Source organism: Paludisphaera sp., from assembly GCF_037189885.1.
GTDB lineage: Bacteria > Planctomycetota > Planctomycetia > Isosphaerales > Isosphaeraceae > Paludisphaera.
Genome location: NZ_JBBCIR010000007.1, coordinates 76,757 through 93,285, shown reverse-complemented (window position 1 = coordinate 93,285; position 16,529 = coordinate 76,757). Strand labels below are relative to the sequence as shown.

General features: G+C 70.6%; 12 protein-coding genes. 3 read left to right on the top strand and 9 right to left on the bottom strand.

The genetic code is table 11. From position 1 onward, the window contains the following. Window positions 1-124 precede the first annotated feature (124 nt). A complete protein-coding gene (locus tag WG209_RS02870) occupies window positions 125-682 on the top strand; it encodes a DUF309 domain-containing protein (RefSeq protein ID WP_337173491.1) in 558 nt (185 codons plus the stop codon). On the opposite strand, the gene ccsA is transcribed toward WG209_RS02870, so the two are convergent. The 9 genes from ccsA to gatC all read right to left on the bottom strand — a co-directional run bounded on the left by ccsA (window position 609) and on the right by gatC (window position 12,686). Next, window positions 609-3,254 (bottom strand): cytochrome c biogenesis protein CcsA, encoded by a 2,646-nt coding sequence (ccsA, locus tag WG209_RS02865; RefSeq protein WP_337173490.1) that lies wholly within the window; start codon window positions 3,252-3,254, stop codon window positions 609-611. The two genes, WG209_RS02870 and ccsA, sit on opposite strands and share 74 nt — an antisense overlap. 101 nt (window positions 3,255-3,355) lie before the next feature. Further along, a complete protein-coding gene (locus tag WG209_RS02860; RefSeq protein ID WP_337173489.1) occupies window positions 3,356-5,509 on the bottom strand; it encodes a cytochrome c biogenesis protein ResB in 2,154 nt (717 codons plus the stop codon). Window positions 5,510-5,798: 289 nt separating this feature from the next. Then, window positions 5,799-6,686: a sigma-70 family RNA polymerase sigma factor gene (locus WG209_RS02855; protein ID WP_337173488.1), complete on the bottom strand. Its 888-nt coding sequence runs from the start codon at window positions 6,684-6,686 to the stop codon at window positions 5,799-5,801. A gap of 304 nt (window positions 6,687-6,990) precedes the next feature. Next, on the bottom strand, window positions 6,991-7,557 hold the full coding sequence (locus WG209_RS02850; protein WP_337173487.1) for a PIN domain-containing protein: 567 nt from the start codon (window positions 7,555-7,557) through the stop codon (window positions 6,991-6,993). A 3-nt stretch (window positions 7,558-7,560) separates the two neighbouring features. Then, window positions 7,561-8,004 carry an excisionase family DNA-binding protein gene (locus WG209_RS02845; RefSeq protein WP_337173486.1) on the bottom strand — a complete coding sequence of 148 codons (444 nt, stop codon included), beginning with the start codon at window positions 8,002-8,004 and terminating at the stop codon, window positions 7,561-7,563. Window positions 8,005-8,261: 257 nt separating this feature from the next. Next, window positions 8,262-9,140: a sugar phosphate isomerase/epimerase family protein gene (locus WG209_RS02840; RefSeq protein ID WP_337173485.1), complete on the bottom strand. Its 879-nt coding sequence runs from the start codon at window positions 9,138-9,140 to the stop codon at window positions 8,262-8,264. A gap of 17 nt (window positions 9,141-9,157) precedes the next feature. Next, entirely contained in the window at window positions 9,158-10,642 is a 1,485-nt protein-coding gene (gatB, locus tag WG209_RS02835; protein WP_337173484.1) for an Asp-tRNA(Asn)/Glu-tRNA(Gln) amidotransferase subunit GatB, read from the bottom strand. Between the two features lie 207 nt (window positions 10,643-10,849). Further along, window positions 10,850-12,349 (bottom strand): Asp-tRNA(Asn)/Glu-tRNA(Gln) amidotransferase subunit GatA, encoded by a 1,500-nt coding sequence (gene gatA, locus WG209_RS02830; protein WP_337173483.1) that lies wholly within the window; start codon window positions 12,347-12,349, stop codon window positions 10,850-10,852. A 49-nt stretch (window positions 12,350-12,398) separates the two neighbouring features. Next, window positions 12,399-12,686 carry an Asp-tRNA(Asn)/Glu-tRNA(Gln) amidotransferase subunit GatC gene (gatC, locus tag WG209_RS02825; protein ID WP_337173482.1) on the bottom strand — a complete coding sequence of 96 codons (288 nt, stop codon included), beginning with the start codon at window positions 12,684-12,686 and terminating at the stop codon, window positions 12,399-12,401. Window positions 12,687-12,926: 240 nt separating this feature from the next. Between gatC and WG209_RS02820 the strand changes: the two genes are divergently transcribed. Both WG209_RS02820 and WG209_RS02815 read left to right on the top strand, forming a co-directional pair. After that, the gene (locus tag WG209_RS02820; protein WP_337173481.1) at window positions 12,927-14,759 is read left to right on the top strand and encodes a cation:proton antiporter; all 1,833 of its coding nucleotides are present in this window, start codon (window positions 12,927-12,929) and stop codon (window positions 14,757-14,759) included. A gap of 478 nt (window positions 14,760-15,237) precedes the next feature. Continuing rightward, window positions 15,238-16,506: an NTP transferase domain-containing protein gene (locus tag WG209_RS02815; protein WP_337173480.1), complete on the top strand. Its 1,269-nt coding sequence runs from the start codon at window positions 15,238-15,240 to the stop codon at window positions 16,504-16,506. The last annotated feature ends 23 nt before the right edge of the window (window positions 16,507-16,529 follow it).

Genomic DNA, 16,529 nt, shown 5'->3' with positions numbered 1-16,529 from the left:
GCCTCGGGAGGTCCCTTCGTACCCCGATGCTCGTGCCGCTCGCGCCCCCTCATCCGGCCCTCCGGGCCACCTTCTCCCTCCAGGGGAGAAGGCCGTTGGGATTATCTCCTCGGAGTTCGCGACGATGGAAACGCCCCGAGCATACCAGCCGCGACCGCTGCCGTCCTCCACCTACGTCCCCGGAGGCGGCCGGCCGCGACCCGGCGACGACGGCGGGCCGATCGACGCCGCGCCGATCGTCGACGACGCCTGGCGCGAGTCGGACGCCTACCTCCGCGGCTTCGACCTGTTCGACGCCGGGTTCTACTGGGAGGCTCACGAGCGCTGGGAGGCGCTGTGGCACGCCCACGGCAGGGCGGGGCCGGTCGCGATGGTGCTGAAGGGGCTCATCAAGCTGGCGGCGGCCGGAGTGAAGGCGCGGCAGGGGCGGCCGGGGGGCGTCCGGTCGCTGGCGACGCGCGCGGCGGGGCACTTCGAAACGGCTCGCGGCGAGGCCGGGCCCGCGTTGCTGGGGCTCGACCTCGCCGCGTGGATCGACTTCGCGAGGGGGCTGGCGGAGAATCCGCCGGGGGAGTCGGCCTCCCCCGCGGGTCAGGCGGTCGTCGTCTTCACGCCACCGTCTCGACCGGACGCAGGCTCGCCAGCTTGCGACGCCACCAGGCGCCCAGGGGCAGCGACATGACGCCGCAGACGATCAGGCCCATCGCGCCCTGCGAGCCGCCTTCCACGAAGCCGTAGCTGTGGAGGCCGACGCCCAGCACGAAGTTCACGCCGTACCACGCCATGATGACCGACAGGAAGCACGCGACCGACCAGAAGACCAGGCCGAACGTGCTCACCCAGCCGGCGAACCGCCCGTGCAGCGGCACGAGGTACACCAGGAGCGTGATCAGCGCCCAGACCTCCTTGGGATCCCAGCCCCAGAACCGCCCCCACGAGTAGTCGGCCCAGACGCCGCCCAGGATGGTCCCGGCGGCGATCAGCAGGACGCCGACCTGCATCGAGCGGTAGATGAAGTTGGAGATCGGCTTGATCACCGCGGCCGTTCTCTGCATCGCCTCGCCGCGGGCGTCCAGGGTCGCCGGCGCGGCCATGGCGCGGATCTGCTCGACCGTCGGCCGGGGCCGCGGGGCGTCGGGGCCGGGCGAGGCGATCGGATCGGCCGTGGCGGAGGGCTGCTCGCCGCGGACGACGTTCGAGGTCGCCCGGTTGAACATCTCGCCGACCAGGGCCAGCGTCGTCCCCAGCGAGATCGTCCCGCCGATCGCGGCCATCGTCGAGAAGGCATAGAAGAGGTTGTCGGACATCGCCCAGTCCGGCCCGAACATCCCGTAGCCCGCCGCCATCCCGCCGAAGCCCACCGTGAAGAGCGGGAAGCCCGGGACCAGCGGCGAGGCCAGTTCGCCGTAGGAGGGCGACCGACGGTAGGTGGCCGTCAGGTAGAAGAGCGTCGCGATCAGCCCCAGCGCCCAGGCCATGCCGAACGCCGCGTAGCTGGAGACCTCGGTGATGACGTGGACCGTCAGCCAGAGGTTGCTGCGGAGCACCGGCTGGAGGCTCTTGATGCTGGGGTCCAGCAGCGGCACGTTCACCGCCGTGATCGTCCCCAGCAGCGCCACCGCCGAGCCGGCGACCCCGGCGAACGTCCGGCGGTAGATCAGCTCGAAGATGAAGGCCATCACGCCGGCCACCAGGGCGACCCAGATGACCGTCTCGTACATGTTCGTGACCGGGGCCCATCCGGTGATGAGAACCCGCTCGTAGAAGCCGTAGCACTCCAGGCCGATCCCGGCCAGCAGCCCGAGCATCCCTCCGCCGTAGATCGTCCGGCCGAACGACCCCATCTCGCCGACGCGGCCGCCGGCGAAGCCCAGCGCGATCGCCAGGAGGACGGTCGCCAGGCCGTAGGCGAATGGCGCCAGGTAGAACGGGTTGACGGCGTTGAACCGCCACTCGCGGTCCATCTTCGCCGCGGTCGGGTAGTGCTCGGGGTTTACGGCCTGCCCCAGCTCCCGCGAGGCCGTCAGCAGGGCGTCGGCCGTCTCCAGCGGCACCTCGCCGGGGTACCTGTTCTGGGCGTCCACGAAGGCCGCGTAGGCGTCCAGGAACGCGCGGGTCTGGGCCTCGGGGTAGCCGGCCTTCACCAGCGTCTCGGGGTCGGCCTTCAGCATGACCTTCAGCGGCGTCCAGACCGAGTTCTCGGCCAGGTACGCGGCGAACTTCCGGTCGAACTCCGCGTCCTCGCCCGGGTCGTGGCGGTCGGCGCCCGGCACGTCGTTGAGGTAGGTGTCCAGCGCCTTCAGGGCGTCGAAGTCGACCGGCGGCAGGTCGCGCGGGCTGAGGTTCCGGTCCGACCGCACGCGCTCGACGACGTCCTTGATGAACGCGAACGCCTCCGGGCCGAACGGACGGGGCATGATCCGGATCAGCCCGACCGACCGCATCTCGTCGCCCGAGTACGCCATGTACGTCGCCAGCCGCTGCCCAACCTCGACCGCGCGACGCTCCACCTCGGTCAGCCGCGCCGCGAGGGTCGGGCTGGTGTCGAACTGGCGCCGCTGCTCGTCGAGCTGGGAGACCCACGCCATGAAGTCTTCCTCGTGGTCGCCGTGGCGGATCCGCGCGTCGCGCAGCTCCTCTGGCGAGAGCCACTTGTGCTCCTCCGCCAGCTTCGCCGCCATCGCCTCCAGGGCGTCGGCGTCGACCTTCTCGATCTTCGCCGTCCTCAAAAAGGCGCGGAGCCGGGCGGCGTCGATGTCCTCGTCGTCGGCCAGCGCGGCGAGGGCCTGCTTGTCCGCGTCGGGGGTCTCGGGACGCTCGGCGATCGCCAGGAACTTCGCGTTGAGCGTGCTCTTGAGGATCTCGCGCTTCAGCGGCAGGTAGTCGACCAGGATGAACGGCTGCGAGTCCCAGTGCTCGGGCCGGACGATCCAGTCGACGAACGCGGCGACCGGCGACCAGGACTCGACGACCTGGTTGCGGTCGTCCAGCAGCTTGATCGTCTCGCGGCCGAAGATCTGCTTGACCTCCTCGCGCGCCACGGTGTCCAGCGGCTTGACGCGCCCCTGGTGCATGACCGCGATCCGCCCGACCCGATCGTAGGCCGGGGTGTCGCCCAGCCGGCCCGGCTTCGCCGAGGCCCCGGCGGGCCCCGCGGCCTCCTCCGCCGTCGCCGTCCCGGCGATCGCGAGCCCCAGCAGGCCCGATAGGCCGCAAGCGGCCAGGCTGGTCAGGAATCGCCCGTATGGTCTCATCGCGTGTCTCCCGGAGCGGCGTGCGTTTCGATGGCTCATGCAAATGCTACTGGCTTGATGCGTCCCCCCCGAGGGGGCGGGGGAGGGCGTCGCCTCGCTCGTCAAAGCTCTTCCTCGGCCTGGCGCGTCTCCGGCTCGTCCGGCGGCGGGAGGCCCGCCTTCTTGGCCGCCAGGGCGCGCTCGCGACGCCCGCCGTCGGAGAAGAGGCCGGCCCGCATGTAGAACTGCGCGAACGTCCCGAGGACGACCAGCAGGCTGCCGAAGTAGATGATCGGCCGGCCCGGGTTGCTGCCGACCTGGAACACCGACTGGAACTCGCCCGTGCGCTGGCCCGTCCTCGGGTCGACGAGCGGCGAATATCGCATCTGGTAGAACGTCAGCCCCCGGTGGGTCATCGGCTCGTTCATGGAGATGACGTGCTCCTCCTCCGTCGCCGCCTGGCCGGGGTCGTCCACGGCGACCGTGCTGACGAACTTCGTCGGCTGCTCGGTCCCGGGCTCGAAGCCGACCTCGAAGTCCTTCAGCTTCAGCTCGAAGCCCAGCGGCTTGCGGTCCACGTCGTAGGCGATCTCGAACGACCGGCCGCCGATCGGCAGCGGGCGGTACAGCGGGGCGTCCAGCGACTCGCCGCGCTGCAGCCAGATCGACTCGGTCGCGCCATCGACGGTCACGTCGATCAGGCAGGCCGGCAGCGCCTCGTCCATCTGGGTGCCGATCGCCAGCGCAGGGCGGTAGATCCGCCGCTCGACGGCCGACGGGTGGTACTCGGCCACCTGGAACGTCAGCGTCATCGCCGCGTCGGCCCCGCCGAAGACGTTCATCTCCTTGCCGATCGTCACCGGCCCGGACGACCGCAGCTCGGGCTTGTTGTCCTTGCCCCGGCCGAACGCGCGGTAGTACAGCTTGTCCCCCGGCGCGGCCAGCACGTCGATCTGGCCGAACATCGAGCTGGTGCGCGGGTCGAGGTCCGGCGGCAGCATCAGGTGGATCCGCGCCAGCGCCTCGGGGGGCTTGCCGCCGTCGTCCGTCGCCCGCGGGATCACGTTGGGGAACATCGGCATCGCCCCCATCGCGACGTGCTCGATCGGCTCGCCGTCCCCCTTCTTGATGTCGAAGACGGCGATCGGGATCGCGTCCTCGCCCACCGTCCGGGCCAGCTCGCCGGTGGGGAAGGTGGCCAGCTTGTCCAGCGAGACGCTCAGGTCGCTGTCGGGGAGCGGGATGAACTCGCCCGCCTTCGTCTCCAGGACGAAGTCATAGGACCGCTCCTTCCCCTCCTTGTCGGCGTAGCGGAACCGGGCGACGCCGGTCGGGCTCGCGTCGAGCGGGGGGTTGAGGAAGTCCTCGACGTACTCGGGCCGGTCGACGTGGGCGAACGACATCAGCGTCGGCATGCCCCCGCTGCGCGCCACGCGCTGGAAGCGGCGGTCGAGCTTGAACCACTGGGCGGCGTCTTCCGGGTTGGCGTCGCGGGCCTCCGGCATGCCGGGGCCCTTGAACTTCAGGAGCATCCGGGCCATCGGCTGGCCCTTGGGATCGGGCTCGCGGACGGTGGCCGGGGCCGAGGCCGGCAGGTACTGGCGGACGGCCAGCGTGAACGGATCCCCCTCGCGGCTGAGGACGTCCGCCTCGTCGTGGGGCCTGGGGAACATGCCGCCGGTGAGGCGGTTCACCGTCAGGTCGAAGATGTTGCGGATGCGGGGCTGGCCGTCCCCCCAGGGGAACGGGCCGGTCTCGTCGAACGGCATGGCGTAGGTCGCGGTCGGCTGGCTCGTGTGCGGGTCGACCTCGCGGAGCCGGAAGACGGGGAAGTCGGTCCGCAGCATCTCGCGGCGGCTCTCCCCCTCCTGCATCCCGACCAGCCCCTCGTCGCCCGACTGGAAGTGGACGTACGACCCGGCGATCAGCACCAGCAGCCCGGTATGCGTGATGACGAACCCGGTCTGACGCTTCTTCCAGGGGAACCGGATGGTCGCCGCGCAGAGGATGTTGATCGCCAGGAACGCCAGCAGCAGCGAGAACCAGGCGCTCTGATAGACGAACGCCTGGACCGCCTTGGTGCCGTAGGTCGACTCGAACCACGTCGCGAACGCCAGCGCCAGCGCCAGGCTGGAGAGCGACAGCACGGCCAGCTTCAGCGACGCGAGGAACCTGTACAACTCGTCGATCGCCGCCAGGATCCTCCCCCAGACCGAACGCCCGCCTTCGGGCGTCGCGGGAGAAGCGCTGGAGGGCTGCTTGGTGGCCGTCGCCATGATGTCGCACCTGCCGGGTGTGGATGAGGTCGGGGATAGCGGGGCGGGATCGGGGCGGCCCGCCTGGGGCCGGCCCGAGATTTATCCATCGTACTTCAAAAGCGTTGCGGAAGGCCAGAGACGCGGCGGGCGCGAGCCCGGGGCCGGGTCTGTTCTCGTCCCCTCTCCCGCCGGGAGAGGGTAGCCGCGCCAGCGGCGGGTGAGGGTCGTCGGGTTTCGGGGCCGCCGACGGTTGTCCGAAGAACATGAACCGGCGCCGGTTCCACGGCCCGCCGGCCTCCGCGCCACGTCACCTGTACTCCCCATGACACCGGACGCAGGTCGCCAGCAGTCGGGAGACGTCGGCGGCGCCGGGTGGATCGAGGTCCGCGTCGATCGCGGCGAGGCGGACTTCCGCGCCCTGGGCCTCGGCGTGGGAGACGCCCCGGTCGAACCGGGCGCGGTCCAGCCCTTGGCCGTCCTTACGCTCCAGGGCCGCGAAAAGTTCTGTAAGCCCGCGTCGATCCTCGGGGGACGGGGCGGCCGCGGCGACCCCGACGGGGCGGAGCGTCCGGCTCGGCCGCCGATCGGACCCGGGACCGGCGACGATCCACGCGGCGGCGGCGACCAGCAGCGCCAGGGCGACTCCCCGTCCGACGAGTTGCTTGCGGAGCAACGAGCGGGCGCGGTCGAGCCGTCGCGAGATCGAGCCGACCGGATATCCCAGCGCGGCGGCGGCCTCGTGGTTCGTCTTCCCTTCCAGGTAGCAGAGGGCCAGGGGGGCGCGATATTTCTCGGGGAGTTCCTCCATCGCGCCGTCGATCAGCCGGCGGACGTCGCGACGTTCGATCTCGTCGGTGAACGTGGAGAGCGGGCATTCTGGGTCGGGCAGGGCGCCGGCGTCGCCGAGCCGGAACGCGGAGACGGGCGTCTCGCGTCGACCCCGGCGGGCGATCTCGCAGCGGGCGTTCAGCGCCAGGCGCCGGGCGGCGTCGCGCACCCAGCCCCCCACCGAGTCGCGCCAGGCCACGTCCCCGGCCCGCCTCGCCAGCAGGAGGAACGTCGCCTGCGCCACGTCCTCGACGTCGTGCTCGCTGTGTAGGAACCTCCGGCAGACGCGACGGACCCTGGGCGCGTGCCTCGCAACCAGTTCCGCGAAGGCTTCCTCCTCGCGGCGCTCGGCGAAGCGCCTCAACAAGCTCGCGTCCGTCGCCCGATCGATCATCGTGACACCGGTACCTCCCGCTCCCGTTCGCCCCTCATGTCATTATGCCGATCCACCCCCCCGGCGAATGCGTTTTTCCGAGAATCTCCCCCCGATTCCCGGAGTCGCCGCTCGACAAAGACTTGCGCCGAATCTGCCGCGTGATCGTCGCGTGAATCAAGTTTTTTCGGCGGATCCATGAAATCTCGGAGGCCGACCTGTGGATCGTCCGGAATGGCTCCTTGGCAATTCGCGTGAATCGAATCCCCGTCCCGGAGCCAGGGCCGATCGGGGCTCGTCAGATGTCGTGCTCAAAGGGCAGCAGGCATGCGACCGTCTCGGTCAGGCGGCACTGGCTGAGCGTCGCCAGATACTCGGCCGCGGTCCTGGGCGGTCTCCTCAACGCCTGGCGCTGACGACGCGCGGCCTCCAGGATCGCCTCGGGCGATTCGCTCCAGAGGCGGACGACGAAGCGGTCCGGATGGATGGCCCGGATGTGATAGCCATCCAGGACGGACGCCGGGAAGTCACCCAGGTTGAAGGTCACGATCGTCCCCGCGCCTCCGTGGATCGCCGCCGCGAGCACGTGCCTATCGTCCAGGTCCGGGAGCGTAAGTCCTGGGATGAGATGCTCGTAGCCGACCACGAGGCTGTCCGGGACGTGGTCGTCCATCAACTTCCGACATCGATCCAGGCTGTCGACCGTGATGTCCGGCCGGTTGGCCGCCACGTTCCGCGTCCATTCGTCGTGGATCTCGTCCGTCCAGCGGGCCTGGAACAGCCCCGTCAGAGCGAGCCGCATCAGCAGGTCGCGCAGCGGGGCCGGATAGAGCACGCAAGCGTCGTAGAGGACCGTCGGGGCCACGAGTCAGTAGCCCATGTCCAGGTCCTGGCTCATCGCCGTCAGTTCGTCCAGGGCGGCGTGCCGCCGCGCGTGCCACTCGTCTCGAAACGCCAGGACGTCCGCGAGACGAACCCGCCGATGAGTGCCGACCTTGCGGGAGGGCATCGCCCCTTCGTCCAGGAGCTTCACCAGGTGCGGCCGCGAGACGTTCAGCAGGTCGGCCGCCTGCTGTGTCGTCAGCTCGGCGCGGACCGGAGTCAGCTCGACGGCGTTGCCCCTCCCCAACTCATCAAGGACGCGGACGAGAAGTCGCAAGGCGACCGGCGGGAGCCTCAACTCCTCGCTCGTCTCCGTCAGCTCGACTCGAAGTCCCTCGCCCCGACCCAGGTGCGCCGCGAGTTTCCGCCCCGCTTCCTCGGCGAGCCTCGCGTCGGCCTTCGTCGGCGTGATCACGTCGCTGCCGTTCATGGGTCGCCTCCCGCCCCGATCGCCCTCGGCTTTCCTATCCGTAAGATAGCCTGCCCGGCGATCATTCGCAATAAACGAAACGCGTCGGACCGTTGGACCCGGCGGGGAGACGCGATCAATGCATTCGATTTTGACGAACGAAGCCAGCCAAAATCGCGGTCAAAGCCTTGGCCTGATGGGGCTTGCGCCGTTGGCTTTGTTCGTCGCGCCCGACGAACGGACCCAGGACGGATCCGCCCGCCGGCGCGGTGGGCGACTCAGCTGAAGAGGAGCTTGTCCATGCGGGCGACGACGTCCTTGGCCTCGGCCAGGTCGGGGATGCCCAGCTCGGCGGTGATCCAGCCGTCGTAGCCGACGTCGACGAGGGCCTGCTTGACGGCCGGCCAGTCGATCTCGCCGCCGTCGCCCAGCTTGTAGTCGAACCGCTTGGGCTTGGCGTACTCCTTGATGTGGACCTTGAGGATGCGCTTGCCCAGCGTGCGGATCCACTCCTCGGGGAAGCCGAACTCGACGACGTTGCCGACGTCGAAGTAGGCGCCGACGGTCGGGCTCTCGAACTCGTCGACGTAGCGGGCGAACTCCAGCGGGCTGAGGAGGAACTTGTTCCAGACCTCCTCGATCGCGATCTTGACCCCGGCCTCCTCGGCGAACGGGATCAGCCCGCGAATCTGCTCCTGCGACCGGTCCCAGGCCTCCTGGTAGGAGACCTTCTTGGTGACGACCGCCGGGACGACGAGCACGGTGTCCCCGCCGTAAGCCTTGACGTCCAGGAACTCCCGCTTGATCGCCGCGACCCCCTCGGCGACGACGGCCGGGTCGGGGTCGGACAGGGGCTTGGCCCAGTGGGCGCCGCCGCTAACCCCGTGGATGACCAGGCCGGTCTCGTCGCGGGCGTCGAGGACCTCCCGCTGGTCGAGCTGGTTGGGGCTGATCAGCTCCACGCCCTGGAAGCCGGCCTCCTTCAGCATCTGGAACGTGGGCAGGATGGGGCCCTTGGTCTGGCCCAGCATGTAGGCCTTCTTCCAGCCGGGGGGCGTCGGGGCGGAGGCGCGGGCGCTCCCCCCCAGGGCCGAGGCGGCGGCCAGGGCCCCGGCGGTCGCCAGGAAGCCCCTGCGGTCGATGGTCCGGTCCTGCACGGTCGTCCTCCCTTTCATCACGCGAGGAGTTCCGACAGCCTGGCCTCCAACAGCTCGCCGACGAGCGCGGGATTGGCCTTGCCGCCGGTCTGCTTCATCACCTGGCCGCGGAGGAAGCCCTTGACGGCCTCCGGCTTCTTCTTGCCCCCCTTCAGGTCGGCGATCGCCTGCGGGTTGGCGGCCAGCGCGGCCTCGACGGCCTTCGCGATGGCGTCGTTGTCCGACACCATCTTGTAGCCCCCCAGCTCGATGACCTTCTCGGCCGGGTCGCCGGTCTCGATCATCCGGCCCAGGACCTCGCGGCCCTGGTTGGTGTTCAGCTCCTTGCGGCCGACGCGGCCGATGAGGTCGGCCAGCGCGTCGGGCTTGACGGGGAATTCGGCGATCGCGACCTTCCGGTCCTTCATCGTCCGGAGGACGTCCTGCTGGATCCAGTTGCTCGCCAGCTTCGGCTCCCCCCCCGCGGCCACGACGGCGTCGTAATAGGCGGCCACGTCGTCCCCCTGCTCGACGAGGACGTTGGCGTCGTAGGCCGACAGGCCGTGCTCGGTCTCGTACCGCCGGCGACGCGCCGCCGGCAGCTCGCCGATCGAGGCGCGGACCCGCTCCAGCCAGGCCTCGTCGACCACGACCGGCACGAGGTCCGGGTCGGGGAAGTAGCGGTAGTCGGCGGCCGTCTCCTTCTCGCGCTGAGGCTTGGTGCGCTCCAGGTCGTCGTCCCAGCCCCACGTCCCCTTGGGGGCGTCCTTGATCGTCAGGCCGTCCCGCTTCCACTTCTCGTACTGGCGGTCGGCCTCGTAGTTGATGGCCTTCTCGACCGCGCGGAAGCTGTTCAGGTTCTTGATCTCGACGATCGGCGTGGCGATCGTCCTGCCATCCTTATGGATGTGGAGGTTGACGTTGGCGTCGCAGCGGAGCGACCCCTCCTGCATCTCGCAGTCGGAGACGCCGAGGTAGCGCAGCGTCAGGCGAAGCTCCTCCAGGCAGCCGCGAGCGTCGGCGGCCGAGCGGATCTCCGGCTCGCCGACGATCTCCAGCAGCGGGATGCCGGCCCGGTTGAGGTCGATCTCCGAATGCTCGCCGACGCCGTGGGTGAGCTTTCCGGTGTCCTCCTCCAGGTGGACGCGGGTCAGGGCGCAATGCCCGCCGCCGCCGCCGTCCTTGCGGGGGGGGATGTCCAGCTTCCCGCCGGTGGAGAAGGGGAGGTCGTACTGGCTGACCTGGTAGTTCTTCGGCAGGTCCGGGTAGTAGTAGTTCTTGCGGTCCCACTTGGTGAACGGGGCGATCTTCGCCCCCAGCGCGACGGCCGTCTTGAGGGCCAGCTCGAACGCCTTGCGGTTCATCACCGGCAGCGTCCCGGGCATCCCGAGCGAGACCGGGTCGGTCTGGGTGTTCGGCGGCAGCCCGAACTCGGTCCCCCCCCAGGAGAACATCTTGCTCTCCGTCTGGAGCTGGACGTGGATCTCGAGGCCGATGACGACGTCGTAGGGTTGGCTGCTCATGGGGCGGTGGTCCGGCGTGCTGGCACTTGGGATATGTCGTGGCGTTCGATCGGGCGGCCCGCCCCCGCCCGGGGGGACGGTCGCGGCCCGGGAGTTGTTCAAGTCGGCCCGGACGCGGTCGATGGCGGTTTCCGAGTGGCCGGGCGCATCGAGATCGCCCCGGCGGCCCGGGACCCGGATTCGGACCAGTCCCGGCACTGGCTTCGCTCATGACCCGATCGCCGGCCGCCTCAGGTGCCAGTCGGTCTCGCGCTCGAAGACGCGGGCGGCGCGGAGCAGCGATTCCTCGGCGAAGGCCGGGGCCAGCAATTGCAGGCCGATCGGCAGGCCGGTCTTCGTCTGGCCGCAGGGGACGCTGAGGCCGGGGATGCCGGCGAGGTTCGCCGTGACCGTGTAGATGTCCGACAGGTACATCGACAGCAGGTCGTCGGAGCGCCCGCCCAGCTCGAAGGCCGGCGTGGGGGAGGTCGGGCCGACGATCACGTCGACGTCCTGGAACGCCGCGTCGAAGTCGTCTCGGATCAGGCGGCGGACCTTCAGCGCCTGGTTGTAGTACTGGTCGGCGTAGCCGGCGGAGAGGGCGAACGTCCCCAGCATGATCCGCCGCTTGACCTCGGCGCCGAAGCCCTCGGCGCGGCTGGCCATCATCATGCGGACCAGCGGGTGCAGGTCCTCCTCGCCGGGATACCTGGGCGACCAGTCCTCGGCGCGGTGGCCGAAGATGGTGCCGTCGTAGCGGGCGAGGTTGCTGGAGCACTCGGCCGGCGCCACGATGTAGTAGACCGGGATGCCGTATCCGGAGTGGGGCAGCGAGACCTCCTTGATCCTCGCGCCGGCCTTCTCGTAGACCCGGATCGCCTCGCGGACGGCCGACTCGACCTCGGGGTCGAGCCCCTCGGTGAAGAACTCGCGGGCGACGCCGATCCGCAGCGATTCCGGCTTCCGGTCGAGCGAGGCCGAGTAGTCGGGCACCGGCCGGTCGACGCTCGTGGCGTCGCGCTCGTCGCGCCCGGAGATGACCTTCAGGAGCAGGGCGGCGTCGGCCAGGTCGTGGGTGAACGGGCCGATCTGGTCGAGCGAGCTGGCGAAGGCGATCAGCCCGTAGCGGCTGACGCGGCCGTAGGTGGGCTTCAGCCCGACGACCCCGCAGAAGGAGGCCGGCTGGCGGATCGAGCCGCCGGTGTCGGTCCCCAGCGAGGCCGGCGCCAGGTCGGCGGCGACCGCCGCGGCCGAGCCGCCGGACGAACCGCCGGGGATCCTCGTCTCGTCCCAGGGGTTGAGCGTCGGGCCGTGGAAGCTGCTCTCGGTGGACGAGCCCATGGCGAACTCGTCCATGTTCGTCTTGCCGAACAGGACCGCGCCGGCCTCCCTCAGCTTGACGATCGCCGTCGCGTCGTAGGGGGGGCGGAAGTCGCGGAGCATCCGGCTGCCGCAGGTGGTCGGCTCCCCCTCGACGCAGAGGACGTCCTTGATCGCCACCGGCACGCCGCCCAGCGGCCCGACGGGGCGGCCGGCGGCGCGGTCGGCGTCGATCGCCCGGGCGCGTTCGAGGGCGCGGTCGGCGTCGAGATGGGCGTAGACGTTGAGCCGCCCGAGGGCGCCGGCGCGGTCGACGTAGGCCCGGACGAGTTCCTCGCTGGAGACCTCCCGGGCTTCCAGCTTCGCCAGCAGGGAGGTGACGGTCGCGTCTTTGAGCAGGTCGTTCATGGGGGGCGGGGTCTCGGCTCGGGCGCTTCGGGCGTTGGGGGACGGACGGTCAGTCGAGGACTGCGGGGACGAGGAAGCTCTCCGCGTTCCGCTTCGGCGCGTTGGCCAGCGCCGCCTCGCGGGGGAGCGCGGGGCCGCGGGCGTCGTCGCGGAAGACGTTCCGCACCTCGACGCCGTGGGCCAACGGCTCGACCCCCGTCGTGTCCAGCGCCTGGAGCTGGGCGACGTAGTCGACGATCGCGTTGAGCTGGCCGGTGAACGTCTCCAATTCCTCCGGCGCGAGGCGCAGCCTCGCCAGCACGGCGACCTTGGCCACCTCTTCGGTCGACAGCGACATGATCCGGCCCGCTCCTTCCGCGCTCGTTGCCGCGCCCGGACCACCCCCGGGTCCGGCGCGCCGGGCTTAGTCTGACAGAATCGGCCCCGGCCTTCAAGACGCGGGATCCGTCGTCAATCGCTCTGGTGCGGGGGGGGCGGCGTCCCTCATAATGGCCGGCCGGAATGGGCGCCGAACCGTTCGTGCTCGCGAGGGGGGAGGACCTGAAAACATGGGCCATCCGCCGCGGGGACGTTCCTTATGCATAATATCGACCTGATCCTGACCCTCACCGGCGGCCTGGCCGCGGCGCTCGTCTGCGGCTACATCACCTTCCGGCTCCGGCTCTCGCCGATCGTCGGCTACCTGCTGGCGGGGGTCGCCGTCAGCCCCTCGACGCCGGGCTTCCAGGCCGACCAGCACCTGGCGGACCAGCTCGCCGAGATCGGCGTGATCCTGCTGATGTTCGGCGTCGGGCTCCAGTTCCACCTCAAGGAACTGCTGGCGGTCCGCCGCGTCGCGATCCCCGGCGCGATCGCCCAGAGCCTGACGGCCACGGCGCTCGGGGCGATGATGGGGCATCACCACGGATGGGGATGGTCGGCGGGGCTGGTCTTCGGCATGGCGATCTCGGTGGCGAGCACCGTCGTCCTGGTGCGAGTCCTGGCCGACAACGACGACCTCCACACGCAGACCGGCCACATCGCGGTGGGCTGGCTGGTCGTCGAGGATCTCTTCACCGTCCTCGCGCTGGTGATGCTGCCGGCCCTGTTCGGGCCGGGCGACCACTCGCCGTCGGTGATGCTGGCGGGGGTCGGGACCGCGTCGTTCAAGGTCGGCGTGATGGTGGCCCTGACGTTCCTGGTCGGGGACCGCATCATCCCCTGGATCCTCGACCGCGTGGCCGAGACCCGCTCGCGCGAGCTGTTCACGCTGACGGTGCTGGTGACGGCCCTGGGGATCGCGGTCACGGCGGCGAAGGTCTTCGACGTCTCGATGGCCCTCGGGGCGTTCCTCGCCGGGATGGTGGTGGGCCGGTCGCAGTTCAGCCTACGGGCGGCCACCGAGGCCCTCCCGATGCGCGACGCCTTCGCGGTCCTCTTCTTCGTCTCGGTCGGCATGCTGTTCAACCCCCGCGCCCTCTGGGAGTCGCCGGGCCTGCTGGCGGGCACGCTGGCGGTGATCCTGATCGGCAAGCCGCTGGCGGCGTGGGTCATTGTCCACATGATGGGCTACCCCCTGCGGACGGCCATCTCCATCGCCGCGATCCTGGCGCAGATCGGCGAGTTCTCGTTCATCCTGGCCGCCGGCGCCAAGGCCCTGGGGGTCCTGGACGACGAGGCGAGCAACGCGCTGATCGCGGCGGCCATCATCACGATCACGCTCAACCCGATGCTCTATCGCACGATCGGGACGATGGAGCGGTTCCTCAAGCGGTTCGTCAAGGACCCCGCGCCGGTGGAGAACCGGGTCCATCACGACGAGGACGACCCGGAGGAGTCCGGGCGGCATCGCGTGGTGGTGATCGGCTACGGGCCGGTCGGCAAGACGCTCTCGCGGCTGCTGCGCGAGAACCAGATCGACCCGGTCGTCATCGAGCTGAACATGGAGACCGTGCGGCGGCTGGAGGGGGAAGGCGTCCGCGCCCTCTACGGCGACGCCATGCACCGCGAGGTCCTGGAGCACGCCGGGGCCGATCGGGCGATCGCCCTGATCCTCAGCAGCTCCACCATGAGCGGCGGCAAGGAGACGATCCGGCTGGCCCGAGAGATCAACAAGGACGTCTTCATCCTGGCCCGGACGACCTACCTCCGCGAGGTCGCCGAGATGCGCGACGCCGGCGCCGACGCCGTCTTCTCCGGCGAGGGCGAGGTCGCCCTGGCGATGACCGAGTCCCTGCTGCACCGCCTTGGCGCCACGGCCGAGCAGATCGACCGCGAGCGCGCCCGCGTCCACGCCGAGTTCTCCGCCATGATCGGCCCCGACGACGAGGGCACCCAGCCCGCCGCCATGACGCCCCAGGGCGAGGACCCGACGCCCCGGCGCGTCCCCGAGCCCGCCGAGAGCCGAGGCGCGGACTCGTCGCGAGGCTGAGCGGGCGGCCCGCCAGGCATGGTCGTCCAGCCCCGCCCCCAGCGCGTCGCGGGAGATCATGTCCCTTCGACCGGCGCCGACGCCCGACGGACGCCGTCGAGGCCGACCTCCCGGCTCGAACCGTCTTGGCGGCCCGCATTCATCTCGATCCGCGGGTCGGAGGGCAAGTCGTCGTCGGCGGGGACGTTCCCGATCCCGTCGAGGCGGACGACGACGCGATTCATGGCCGCGAGGCTCCCGGGCTCAGGGGACTTGCGACGCCCTGGCGGCGTTGACCCCCTCCGACGACGACCGGGGTCGTGAAATCACAAGGGGCCTGGGAGCTTTCGCCTCGCGGACGGGGCGTACGGGCAACGGGGCGGCGCCGGGAGTTTGACGTGTTCGGCGCGGCGGCTTTATGATGCGACGGCCCCGGGGAACGGCCCCGGCGGCGACGGAGGGCGCGGGACCGCGCCTGGGCGGCGGTAGGGGTAACGGCATGGCGATCGAAGGGCCGGTGGCGATCATCCTGGCGGCGGGCCAGGGGAAGCGGATGAATTCCGACCGGGCGAAGGTGCTGCACGAGGTCTGCGGCCGGTCGATGATCTCCTACGTCGTCGACGCCGCCCGCGGCGCGGGCGCCAGGACCATCATCGTCGTCGTCGGCTACGCGGCCGACCAGCTCTACGCCGCCCTCGACGGCGAGCCCGACATCCGCTTCGCCGTCCAGGACAAGCAACTCGGCACCGGCCACGCCGTGAAGGTCTGCCGGCCGCTCCTGGAGGGGTATGACGGCCCGATCATGGTCCTCGTCGGCGACGAGCCCCTCCTGCGCCCCGAGCCGCTGGCCGACCTGTTCGAGCGCCAGCGCAAGGAGGGCGCCCCTTGCCTGCTGGGGACGGCCGAGGTCGACGACCCGACCGGCTTCGGCCGCATCCTCCGCGACTCCGCCGGCCGTTTCCTCCGCATCGTCGAGGAGCGCGACTGCTCCCCCGAGGAGCGCGCGATCCGCGAGGTCAACCCGAGCTGCTACGTCTTCGACGCCCCGGCCCTCTGGTCGTCCCTCGACCAGATCGGCACCAGCAACGCCCAGGGCGAGTACTACCTGACCGACGCCCCCGAGCAGCTCCTGCGCGCCGGCGGCAAGGTGCTGGCCCTCAACGTCCTCTCGGCCGACGACATCCTGGGCGTCAACACCCGCCAGCACCTGGCCCAGGCCGGGGCCATCATGCAGGCCCGGATTCAGGACCATTGGATGACCGAGGGGGTCTCGATCGTCGACCCCGGCAACACTTACATCGACGGCCGCGCGAAGATCGGCCGCGACACGCTGATCCACCCGTTCAGCGTCATCACCGGCGTCGTGACCATCGGCGAGCGCTGCAAGATCGGCCCGTTCGCGCACATCCGATCGGGGACGACGCTGGCCGACGACGTGGAGGTCGGCTCGTTCGTCGACGTGAACCGCTCGACGCTGGACTCCGGCACGATCGCCCGCCACCTGGCCTACCTGGGCGACGCCAAGGTCGGCCGCGACGTCAACATCGGCGGCGGCGCGATCACCGCCAACTTCGACGGCGAGCGCAAGCACCCCACCACCATCGGCGACGGCGCCCGCGTCGGCGCCAACGCCGTCCTCGTCGCCCCCGTCCAGGTTGGCGCGAACGCCGTCATCGGCGCCGGGGCGGTCGTCCCTCGGGGCGAGGTTCCGGCGGGGACGACGGTGGCCGGCGTCCCGGCGAAGCCGCTCAAGCCGGCCGCCGACTGAGGCCAAGAGGGGCGCGACCGGAG

What these genes read in the sequence shown, in the direction of transcription:
- WG209_RS02870 (WP_337173491.1), top strand. Translation starts at nt 125, where the DNA reads ATGGAAACGCCCCGAGCATACCAGCCGCGACCGCTGCCGTCCTCCACC.
- ccsA (WP_337173490.1), bottom strand. Translation starts at nt 3,254, where the DNA reads ATGAGACCATACGGGCGATTCCTGACCAGCCTGGCCGCTTGCGGCCTA.
- WG209_RS02860 (WP_337173489.1), bottom strand. Translation starts at nt 5,509, where the DNA reads ATGGCGACGGCCACCAAGCAGCCCTCCAGCGCTTCTCCCGCGACGCCC.
- WG209_RS02845 (WP_337173486.1), bottom strand. Translation starts at nt 8,004, where the DNA reads ATGAACGGCAGCGACGTGATCACGCCGACGAAGGCCGACGCGAGGCTC.
- gatB (WP_337173484.1), bottom strand. Translation starts at nt 10,642, where the DNA reads ATGAGCAGCCAACCCTACGACGTCGTCATCGGCCTCGAGATCCACGTC.
- gatA (WP_337173483.1), bottom strand. Translation starts at nt 12,349, where the DNA reads ATGAACGACCTGCTCAAAGACGCGACCGTCACCTCCCTGCTGGCGAAG.
- gatC (WP_337173482.1), bottom strand. Translation starts at nt 12,686, where the DNA reads ATGTCGCTGTCGACCGAAGAGGTGGCCAAGGTCGCCGTGCTGGCGAGG.
- WG209_RS02820 (WP_337173481.1), top strand. Translation starts at nt 12,927, where the DNA reads ATGCATAATATCGACCTGATCCTGACCCTCACCGGCGGCCTGGCCGCG.
- WG209_RS02815 (WP_337173480.1), top strand. Translation starts at nt 15,238, where the DNA reads ATGGCGATCGAAGGGCCGGTGGCGATCATCCTGGCGGCGGGCCAGGGG.